The 10,724-nt window shown below is 37.1% G+C and carries 11 protein-coding genes and 1 pseudogene; 8 read left to right on the top strand and 4 right to left on the bottom strand.

All coding sequences use genetic code 11. The features are described from left to right. Positions 1-384 precede the first annotated feature (384 nt). A complete protein-coding gene (locus NI461_RS11495; RefSeq protein ID WP_151206371.1) occupies positions 385-1,332 on the bottom strand; it encodes a GGDEF domain-containing protein in 948 nt (315 codons plus the stop codon). 348 nt (positions 1,333-1,680) lie between these two features. Further along, entirely contained in the window at positions 1,681-2,043 is a 363-nt protein-coding gene (locus tag NI461_RS11490; RefSeq protein WP_151205489.1) for a lysozyme inhibitor, read from the bottom strand. Between the two features lie 585 nt (positions 2,044-2,628). Between NI461_RS11490 and NI461_RS11485 the strand changes: the two genes are divergently transcribed. From NI461_RS11485 to NI461_RS11460, 6 genes and pseudogenes are all read left to right on the top strand, one after another. Next, on the top strand, positions 2,629-2,769 hold the full coding sequence (locus NI461_RS11485) for a hypothetical protein (RefSeq protein ID WP_174659886.1): 141 nt from the start codon (positions 2,629-2,631) through the stop codon (positions 2,767-2,769). Positions 2,770-2,854: 85 nt separating this feature from the next. Further along, positions 2,855-3,217 (top strand): hypothetical protein, encoded by a 363-nt coding sequence (locus NI461_RS11480; protein WP_174659885.1) that lies wholly within the window; start codon positions 2,855-2,857, stop codon positions 3,215-3,217. Positions 3,218-3,302: 85 nt separating this feature from the next. Further along, complete coding sequence (locus NI461_RS11475; protein ID WP_174659884.1) at positions 3,303-3,767, top strand: hypothetical protein; 465 nt, start codon at positions 3,303-3,305, stop codon at positions 3,765-3,767. A gap of 236 nt (positions 3,768-4,003) precedes the next feature. After that, a complete protein-coding gene (locus NI461_RS11470) occupies positions 4,004-4,222 on the top strand; it encodes a hypothetical protein (protein WP_174659883.1) in 219 nt (72 codons plus the stop codon). Between the two features lie 359 nt (positions 4,223-4,581). After that, positions 4,582-4,776: pseudogene (locus NI461_RS14320) on the top strand (I78 family peptidase inhibitor); the annotation flags it as partial. Between the two features lie 260 nt (positions 4,777-5,036). Continuing rightward, the gene (locus NI461_RS11460) at positions 5,037-5,219 is read left to right on the top strand and encodes a hypothetical protein (protein ID WP_151206181.1); all 183 of its coding nucleotides are present in this window, start codon (positions 5,037-5,039) and stop codon (positions 5,217-5,219) included. Between the two features lie 657 nt (positions 5,220-5,876). Here NI461_RS11460 and NI461_RS11455 read toward each other — a convergent pair. Beyond that, positions 5,877-6,059 carry a hypothetical protein gene (locus tag NI461_RS11455; RefSeq protein ID WP_174659881.1) on the bottom strand — a complete coding sequence of 61 codons (183 nt, stop codon included), beginning with the start codon at positions 6,057-6,059 and terminating at the stop codon, positions 5,877-5,879. A gap of 953 nt (positions 6,060-7,012) precedes the next feature. Here NI461_RS11455 and NI461_RS11450 point away from each other — a divergent pair. After that, on the top strand, positions 7,013-8,182 hold the full coding sequence (locus tag NI461_RS11450; RefSeq protein WP_253157340.1) for an MFS transporter: 1,170 nt from the start codon (positions 7,013-7,015) through the stop codon (positions 8,180-8,182). 6 nt (positions 8,183-8,188) lie between these two features. On the opposite strand, the gene NI461_RS11445 is transcribed toward NI461_RS11450, so the two are convergent. After that, positions 8,189-9,679 (bottom strand): amidase, encoded by a 1,491-nt coding sequence (locus NI461_RS11445; RefSeq protein ID WP_174659879.1) that lies wholly within the window; start codon positions 9,677-9,679, stop codon positions 8,189-8,191. Positions 9,680-10,279: 600 nt separating this feature from the next. Between NI461_RS11445 and NI461_RS11440 the strand changes: the two genes are divergently transcribed. After that, positions 10,280-10,723 carry a hypothetical protein gene (locus NI461_RS11440; protein ID WP_171480671.1) on the top strand — a complete coding sequence of 148 codons (444 nt, stop codon included), beginning with the start codon at positions 10,280-10,282 and terminating at the stop codon, positions 10,721-10,723. The last annotated feature ends 1 nt before the right edge of the window (position 10,724 follow it).

The following is a 10,724-nucleotide window of genomic DNA, read 5'->3' as shown; positions in this document are numbered from 1 at the left end:
CCTTTGTTTGATTAAGATTTCGACACCTTTATCAAAACGGGTAACTTTCTCTTTTTCAAGAAGAATGTACGATCAAGTCTGAACTAATACATATTAAACCTAAAACCATTTGCCAGTATAGAGAATACTTTGACCTTTATTTACCTTAGTTCAATTCGAAACCTATTTGAAATGACTAAAAATGGAGTATTGGATAAGTTCCAACTGTATCGGAGATCAGCAAAAAGCTTCACCTGCATAAGGACATCATTCACAAATACTACTCTTCATCAGATATGTTGCGATCATTGATAACAATTAAAAGCTTTCATACTTTCTCCACCCGGCCCAAGTGCCACTTTGGTTGCAGCTTTTTAAAATCTCAGGCCGCGTAAGGCGGTTTTTTTAACCCATTCTATTTGATTTGATTAAGACCTTGTCTTGATACATCTTTTCATCAGCTTCTAAAACAGCTGCTGATAATCCAGATTGGGGATTTCGCATTGCCAAACCAATTGCGGCACTAATACCAGCTTGTACCAACGCATGCTGAATTCTTAATACCAGCTTCTCAGCATTCTCTAAATCGGTTTCTATACTCAGTACTGCAAACTCATCACCACCTAAGCGAGCAACAATATCATTACTGCGTATATTATCTTTTAAGGTTAAAGCCATTCTTTGAATGAGTTCATCACCTGCCGCATGTCCTAAAGAATCATTGGTAATTTTGAGGTCATTAAGATCAATCATTAATATAGCAGTAGGATGGCCATATTGTTTGCAGCGCTCTTCTTCTAATTCAAGCAGTTTGTCCCATGCACGACGGTTAAACAGACCAGTAAGTGAATCACTAAGGGCCTCAGCTTCAAAATGTTCAGCTTTACGTATTTGTTGTGTCTCTCTTAATTCAGTTTGTAAGATATAACTCAGCATCTGTGCTAATAGTTCAAAAATCGCTGCCTCTTCAATAAGCATTTCTGACTTGGGTTGTGGATCAATAGCACAAAGTGTGCCAAAAAGTGAACCATCTTCTTTTACAAGCGGCTGGCCTACATATGCTTGTATATCTACCAGCTTGTTTATTGCGGCCTGACGGTATAGTGGAATAGCAGGTGAGTAGGGGGCAATGCGGGGAGCTTTACCTTGTACCATTTGGGAGCAAAAGGAATCAGCCCAACGAAACACTTGCCCTGGTTTAATGCCATAGCCATTATCTTCACTTTGCAGAACGATCCAGTCATCACCTTCAGTGCGGGTGATCATCCATAAATTGAAGCCAAAGCGAGTGTGCAGGTATTTTAAAACCGTTTGACCTGCTTCCTCAAAGCTTTTAAAACCAGCATGATTTATCATAAAGATTCACTATATCTAGGAAGTAATTTCAAATACTTGAATATAATTGTATATAGAAATCATGAATAAAAATACAGCTTTAAAAGTCTAAAGAAAAAAAGTATTCATAGCAGATCAGACAACATAAAATGAACAACACTCAAGGAGCAGACCACATAGCATTATTTCTAATAATTATAGGGCTTATACTGATTATTACAGACGTTATTTTGAACCTTACGCTTTACATAAAAAATCATATAGATGGAGGGGCAAGTTTCTTATGCAGGTTGCCTGAGGGGTATTTTGTCTTGGGTCATAGCTAAAATAAAACCCATCTTAAGATGGGTTTTTAAAGTAAGAATCCTATTTTTTGTATTCAGTAATGTTAATTGGCTTACCTTTAACTAACTCTACTACACCTTCGCCACGCTTAAAGTGAATAGATACACCTTGGTCATTCGCTAAACGTACACCACTGGCCGCTACAGTTTGCTTCAAATGATGAACTTTGCCTGAATTATCAGTCATTTCTGCTGTTTCAAAATTGTCAGATGACTTAAGCTGAATCGTTAGATCCATTGGTCCAACAAAGTTAATTACTTGGGTTTCAGCCGGAGTACTTGGTGTGCTTTCTACAGGAGGCGTTGATTCTGTAGGTTGGGTAGGAGATGAATTGCAGCCGGCCAGTGCCAAAGCAAGAAGTGAAGCACCAATTATATATTTCATATTGAACAAACCTTTTCGTTCTAAATCATAAGTATAAACATGTTAATTAGTTGGATAGAAATATAAAGATTTATTTACATTTGGATGACATAAAAAATACTGCGATGAGGAGGAGGAATTCTTATCTGAATTTACCTATAGGGGATATTTAACTTGCCTTATAGTCTTCCCCTTATGACTTTAATGTCTTTAAGCGGGGCTTAGCTTGGGGTAATCATCAGGCTGAATTTTCAATAGAGCAGATACGCAGTTGTTTTTTGTATTCAGCAGAACAGTCTTTGCAGAGGATTTTGTATTTCTCTGTTGAAGAGGGCTTTAGAGTCATCCAGAAACTTTAAGTATTCACCAATTTGAGCATCTGATTTTTCAAATTGAGCTTTGACCACTGGATCAACGCCAGATTTAGCAGTATTCGTTGCCTCTAATGGCTTGTGGCAGCTGGTGATTGTGAATGCCAAAGGGTGAGCCTTTTTATTACATATTGTTTTAGGTGTAATACACAAATCACTCTAAAGTGAATTGAAAGACTACAGATAGAAATGATAATTTTAAATCAAATCTTCCCAATACATGAGGTAAGCAATAATGAAGTTGTTAACTGTGGTTTGTGTGGGGTTTGCAGCAAGTTTTTCCTATAAAGCTATAAGAAATAGCAGGCCAACTCTTTCAAAGCCAGACTTTGATGAAGTAGTAAGTAAAGTTATGTTGGCAGGTTTTAAAGCCTAGTCGGGTTTTAAACTTCTCGATTTAATAAAAAGCTCGCCGTACGGTGGGCTTTTGTGCATTTATAATCTTTTAAAAATGAAAATAAGTGGCAATACATTTGTTGTACACCGTAATGCTAAGGGTTGATTTATCTTCATTATTAATTGAAGTTAAGCCACTGGACATTGCTATGGTTCCAGAGATCTTTGCCTTTATTTATGATGAAGCCTTAAAGGAGTATGAGCCATCAAAATATGAAATAGTCAATAAGCTGAAGTTTTTTTCAATAACTCTACGATCATTTGCAGAGCTCAGGGGAGAAGATGCCTATATTGAAATCAATACCTTAACTGTAATATTTAAATGCAGGCTCGGATCTAAATATTATTGGGTATTTGATATACCGGAAATAGATGATAAAGAGCAGTTTATTGACTGGCTGTCTTCTGAGTTAAATAAATTGTTATGAGAGTTTAAAACCCAATAAAACTTAAAGAATATAGATCCTTTTGTGTTAGGGTGTTGTTATCTTTCCCATGTGAAGAGTATGAGTCATGGGCCTAGTTCTTCTTGTGATTATTGTTTTAATCACATTCTTTGTAATGGTGAAACCCAGCCAACATAAGTCCGGTGGAAAGTTTAAAGAAATGACTAAAAATAAATTTGGTCATAAAATTTCCAGTGCAATTGAATTTCAGCACCCTATAATTGAAATAGTTGGCCCTCAACTTGATAACTCTGTGAGTAAAGTGGTTAATGCTCTCTTGATTATGGATACCACAAATACAGAATATACCTATGCGATTATGGTGGTTGTCGGTGGTATTCAAGTCGGTTATCTAAGTGACGTAGATGCTGAAAAGTTTCTCAAAATTTTAAAGGATAAGCGCCTATATGAAGATACCGGAATTGAAGTTAAAGCACTGATTTACGGAGACTGGGGTAATATTAATCAAACTACAAATTTTAAAATCAATTTAAATCTCCCTGAAAATTTTGAAGATTCAGAACTCAAATAGCTGGATTAACTCAATAAATCTCCTTCTGGAGATTTATTATTGCCAGGCGAAAAGTCATGCTCCCGTTCACATTTTGCTTATTCAGCCTGCATGATGTGACTGAGATTAGCGATAACAAAAAAGAATATCGGAACTGTGTGGAAAAACCGGGTATTCCTTGAGGTATAAAATTAACCCTACAATAGGGTTTGGTATCTTAGCTATAATTATATTTTTGGTAATCACTGGTGACCAAAATGGCCAATATTACGACAAGTAAATACGAAGAATTATTTATTAAACTCCATGAGGTTATTGCTAAGCGTAAGGAAAATCCAATTCATTTAAAAGTTCCTTTTAATACTGTTGATAAGGGCACTATTTTGCAATTGAATGAATACTTTCACAAACATGCTTTTAATTTCAAAACTCATTTAGAAGATGAGAATACATTTGTAATTACTGTAGAGTATTAATGATATTTAATTTGCCAAACATAGTTTGTATATAAAACCCCGTTAAATATGCATTATTGGTGGGTTTTTTCTTTTCTTATGGGTGGTGAATATTAAATCTGTATGGAAATTTCCAGATTTTCACTTTAAGAGAGCAATACTTTTTTTAAATATTCAGTTTGAGTAAAATGTATAGAGATTGTAGTTAAGCCTGTAGTTAAAGCTATCGTATTCGGTATGATTATGTTTTTATCTTGATAAGACAAAAGTTTATGAAAATTATCCAGAATTTATCTTTAATTTTAGCTGCAGTTGTATTGACAGCATGTGCAAATAATCCTGAACAGATGCCTTCTCAACCACCAAATACGATGACTAGCTGTATAGCGGATGAGGCAACGAAGCTGGTTGGACAAACTGGTTTATCTGAAGCAGTCATTAAAGCTAAAACTAAAGCTGAAACTGTACGAATGGTGGCACCAGGTCAGCCAGTAACTTTAGATTACCGTTCAGATCGAGTTACAGTAGTCACTGATCCACAAACTAAAATTATTGTTCAAGCATCTTGCGGCTAATAGCTCAAGGCTGAATAAAAAAACCATCTTCGGATGGTTTTTTATTGGATGATGTTCATGAAACCAAAAATATATTAAAACTTAACTCACAACGGCTTAAGTAAAAATAAACTGACAATTAAAGGAATCGTCTTCTTATAACATAGGTTAATACATTGTTTGAAAAGTCACATTTAATAGTGAATTGATACAAGCTTCTATACTTAAAAAACATAAGATTCTGATAGATTAAAATTACAACAAAAAAACTGGAGGTTTGTATGAAAAATATACCAAATGGAACACAGGTTATTCATCATATCTCATTTTTCACTCATGCCTATTATAAGGAGGAAAATGGAGTCTTAAAGGTTTGGAGTGAGGGAGAATGGATAGACGCATTGATACCCAGTATTAATAAAATGATTGATAACGGTTTTGAGTTAGAAGTTATTCACAGCTAGTACCGGGAATAAATAAGCATTCATTTCTCAAAATTGGTAATGATCCCCACTTCTTAGTGGGGCTTTTAATATCTGGAAAATATGCTCTAATTCCCATTTTGCTTATTCGGTTTATATAATGTGACTGAGATTTAGCATACAGTTGATGATAAAAAGTTGAAATTCATCAAGAATTGTTGAAAAGTAAAGTAATTCATAGTAAATTACTCAACATTAAGTAATTCTCCACACTTTTACTTAATTTCAGTTTATAGCCTGCATTTTCCCCAAAGTGCAGGTTTTTTTATTTCTTAAATTCACTGGACGGATTACTGCATATAAAATCCCACTAAATATACATTATTAGCGGGTTTTTTCTTTTCTTATTGATGAGATGCTTATGGCAGAAGAAGTATAAGCTAAATAAGGCTTAGAATTTTGCAGTGCTGAGCTGTCCAAGTATCAGAATCTCAAACGGTCTGAATTAATACAAAATGAGTTACTAGCAATTGACGGAATTATGATTAAGCTGAAAGAGTGGATAATAATTTATGTGTGGCGTTATATGCGTAATGCCATATTATTTGAGGTAATGTACAGCGTAACAGATATTTTGAATTCCAAAAAGCCCATCAGGTAGATAGGCTTTTCTTGCTAATCAAGATATTGAGCTATGATTTATTTTTTGTCTGCATTTTCTTTTTGATCATGCTGCTCTTTCGTAGGGTTTGTATCATCTTGATCAGGCTTATCTTGTGCGGGCTTCTGTATCTGGTTGTCTGATTTAGGCTTGTTGTCAGTAGCGTTATTTGAAAATTGATTGAAAGACGCTTTTTGAGCGGTATTTGTATTAACTAACATAGTTTTCTCAATTTTGTTTGCCGAAGATTCGACCTAGTAAGAATGGCACAGTAGAAGCAGTTACAATGAGGTAGCTTAGGGATGCATTTGTAGGTATATGTACGATTAAAATGTTTATATCTTATTTATATTTCAAAGGTTTTTTAGTAAACACTCGATCATATTGATCCATCTCACTATTTAAATAGTCAATGAATTTAATTTATATTTAGTAGATACCTAATCTGTACAGTGTCTGTTTGCTTAAAATAATACTAAAAAATATGTGCCAGATGATTTGAAGTAGTCTGTTGAGATGGCTTGCGTAATAAATTATTCTAAAATGCCAAAAATAATCACGTGATATTAAATGAAAATAAAAGACTTAATCGAAAGAACTTCAAAAGTTAAGCCCTGAGCTTGATGTATATACGCTCAGTGAAGATGATGAAATAATAAAAGCTAAAAGCGTGGCTGAAGTGTTTGAGATTAAGGATGTTAGCTCCACAATGCTGGAGCTTAGCCGTGATGAAAAATACAAGCCTAAATTTACATTCTTTCCAGTGAAGAAAGGGCAGAAAACTTGCTTTATAAATTTTACGTCTAATTTTTAAGTAAGATCTCCTTCGGGAGTTTTTTATTGCCGATTTTAAGGGGGCACAATGTCGAACGAGACACAAATGGTGGATGCTTAACGAGCAGTCGCAATCACTGCAGGGACTGGAATCACGATTATTTCCCGGCGTGCTACTTATTCTCATTTTTATTATTACCTATTCGATCTAATAGGTTTGTCGTCAAGCATGATAACTGTATTGTGCTAAAATTCCAGCCTATAAATCAGTAAATTAAATAAGCAGTCTACAAAAAATAAATTTTGTAGACTATTGAAGTGCAATAAAGTCAAATTGAATGCAATATGATGTAATAATGAAAGTGTTTAAGTTTTTGAAAATACATGGATATTTAATCTAATGCAAGCGCTTGCAATCAGCACCAGACTAGGAGGATTCTATTTTTTCTATTATGCAGTTGTGGGGGCATTCATGCCATTCTGGAGCCTTTATCTGGAAGATCAGGGGTTTAATTACCAGGAAATAGGTATCTTGTCTTCTATTGCAATTGTTACCCGTTTCTTTGCCCCTTTAATTTGGGGATGGCTCGCGGACAAGTCAGGCAAGCGCATGTTATTGGTTCGTATTGCTACTTGGATGGAAGCCTGTATCTGGTTCATGATTTTTCTTATTCCCAATAACTTTCAATCCGTTGCCTTACTCATGCTTATTTTCAGCTTTTTCCAGAATGCGATTCTGGCACAGTTTGAAGGCGTAACCTTATTCTGGCTAGGTGAAAAGAGAGCAGAGCTCTACGGTAAAGTCCGTAAATGGGGATCTATTGGCTTCATCGTCGGCGTCTTTGGCTTGGGGGCTGTATTTGAAGTAATTCCGATCAGTATGCTGCCAGTCCTTTTATTATGTATTTCATTTATAACTTTTCTTTGGTCATTTAGTATTAAAGAACCGACGGCAGCGCCGGTGGCACAGAAAAAACTGGATACCATCTGGCCAATATTTAAACGGCCAGTGGTTTATAGTTTCTTTCTCATAGAATTAATTATGCTGTTCTCACATGCGCCATTTTACAGTTTTTATAGCAATTATCTGAGTCAGGCCGGATTTAGTACCAGCCAGATCGGATTGCTCTGGTCAGTGGGTGTAATTGCAGAAATTATCATGTTTGCTTATGCCACCTTCTTTCTCAGTCGCTGGTCATGGCGGCATCTAATCATGCTTTGCCTGTTAACGACCGGACTAAGGTGGTTAGTGGTCGGTTTATTTCCATCCTCCTTTGTTGCACAATTCTTGACACAAACGATTCATGCTTTAAGTTTTGGTCTATTTCACATGATTGCCATGCGAGTCATTTTTCAGAATTTCTCTGCCGGGCAGCAGGGCCGTGGGCAGGCACTTTATAGCACTATGTGGGGAATCGGTGTGGCGACAGGAAGCATTCTAGCAGGCCATTATTGGGATCAATTAGGCGGAGATATCATCTTTTTTGCAGCTGCAGCCTCAACTTTGCTAGGTTTTCTGCTGCTAGGGGGCTTACCTAACAAAGTTGAATTACCATCTTCAAACAGTTAAATCACTTTAAAGACGAATTTTGGCATATTGATCAAACCAGGGCTGTGCCTGCTCTAATTGTGCTGCAAGTTGCAAAAGTAAATCTTCACGAGCAAAAGGTGCAATAAACTGTGAGCCGAGCGGCAAGTTCTGTTTATTCCAGTACAAAGGTACAGACATAGCCGGCAGTCCGGTGATATTCGCCAGCTGGGTAAAAGGAACCCATTTCAAGTTTTCTTTTACAATCTGATCTACCAGTTTGCCTTGTGCCAGCAAATGCGCTTTCTTCATGCCTAAGAGCGCCTTTAATAGGGGTTTTTGCCACCCCGGAATTTTTACTTCGCCATTTTGAGGAGCGACACTCGCTGTAGCAGGTGTCAAATAAAGATCATAACGTTCAAAGAAATGATTCATTTGAGTCGCATATTGTCCCCAGTTATTTAAATTATGAATATATTCCAAGGCGGTAGTTTTGGCTCCAAAGGCTGCGAGTGCCAAAGAGTCCAGTTCAAAATCACCAGTTTTGGAGGGATAACTTTTTTGAATCTCATCCAGCATATAAGAGAACTGACTAAACCAGGTGGTAATAAAATCTCTGGCCAATTGCATACCATCAATATTCGGCTGATCTTCTACGACTTCATGACCCAGCGATTCGAGTAAGCGGGCTGTTTGTTCAATTGCCTGAATCGCATCCTGGGAAACTCTAGTACCAATAGTAGAACGGGTATTAAAAGCGATTCTCAGTTTTTTGGGTGGATGCTGGATGGCTTCCAGATAAGGTTGCTGCGGAGTCTGGATTTTGAAAAGTGAACTATGATCTTCGCCATGCGTTGCATCCAGCATGGCCGCACTATCGCGTACAGTTTTGGTGAGCACATGCTGAATCGCTGCCCCATGCATGGCCTCACTCATTTGCGGCCCCCACGGAGTACGGCCACGACTTGGTTTTAAACCAAATAAACCACAATATGAAGCAGGAATACGAATAGAGCCGCCACCATCACCAGCACCAGCAATAGGGACTATACCGGCAGCCACGGCAGAGGCCGACCCTCCAGATGAGCCACCGCTATTATGTTTTAGATTCCATGGGTTTTTACAGCTTCCCCAGGCATCGGGTTCGGTAATCCCTTTAATGCCAAATTCGGGAGTATTGGTGCGGCCAAAGGTGACAATACCGGCCTTTTCCCAGCGGTTGACAATTTCAGCATTGGTATCGGCAATATAGCCAGTACGTTTCATACCCTGACAGCCATAAGACGTTGGGTAGCCTGCATATTCCTGGAACAGGTCCTTAACCAGAAATGGCACACCAGCAAAAGGCCCTGTCAGCTTGTGCTGAGTCCGTTGTAATGCATGTTCATGCATGGGAATGATAATGGCATTTAAGAGGGGATTAACTGCTGCACTGCGTTCCAGTGCAATCGACAAAAGTTCACTTGAATGTACCTGCTTCTTTGCAACCAGTTCGGCCAGCCCTAGACCATCATATTGTAAATATTCTTCAAATTTCATAGTGTTCCTTCAATTTTTGTTGCGTCTCAAGGTTGTAGAACATTTCAATTGCGGATGCAAGCCCACTTGATTATGATTGGAATGTGTCTGAACTAAGGCTAACGCTTAGAGAGCAGCCTCTATAAAACTCTATCATTTGATGGAGAACATGGGGCTTTATTGAGTTATGTGCTTATATAATTTAGTCGGTCTGTACGATTACAGGGGTTTCCTCATACTCTAATGACTTCCTTTACACTCAATTAATTAAATCTGCCTTGAAAATATCTACTACAAGCCTGAGTGTGAAATCATAACGGCCGCCCAACCTTATAAGCTTTTGTTAATTGTAGTTGCTTGATTAAATAACTGTTTTATCACTGAATATAGATCGAAAACCCACGTGTCTTTCTAAAATCATCCATACAAAATAGATACAAAAAAGACAAGAAAAGAGATCTATATTTTTGGTTAACGTGGTAATAATTTATTTTTCGTATCTTAGGTCCTGTTATTTGATTTACTCAGATACGATCTCCTTAAAATATGATAACTTAGAACAAATTTATTCAAATGATATTGGTGAATATGAAAAAAATATGTCTTAGCCTTGCCTTACTCATGACCTCACCTTGGCTAATGGCAACAGAGAATAAAAGTGCCTCTGATACGACGATCAAATCCGCTGAAATTCCGAATACTTTTACAGTCAATACCCGTCCCGAAATTGTGGGGTTATGGGGAATGGAAATTCCAAAAAATAAAAAATGTATCGAATATTATAATTTTAAATCAAATAATAGCGTGATTATTAAAAGTGGAGAGGAGTGGACTTCAGGACTTTACGATTATCAGCCTGCCCAGAATCCTGCAGAACAGATTCCGGCTTTAATCTTGCAGGTACGTTATGACAATAATGAAAAGGACTGTTCCGGTAACCAGGTGGATCAGTCCGGGGAAGTTTCACAATATTTTGTACAATGGAAAAATCCCTATACCATCAATTTCTGTGCCAATGAAAAAGCAGAACAGTGTTTCGCCGTATTAAGACGGGTTTTGCCATAAG

The sequence above is a fragment of the Acinetobacter sp. S4400-12 genome (assembly GCF_024129495.1).
GTDB lineage: Bacteria > Pseudomonadota > Gammaproteobacteria > Pseudomonadales > Moraxellaceae > Acinetobacter > Acinetobacter lwoffii_C.
The sequence above is the reverse complement of the archived record's forward strand: the minus strand, read 5'-3'. Positions and strand labels throughout refer to the sequence as shown.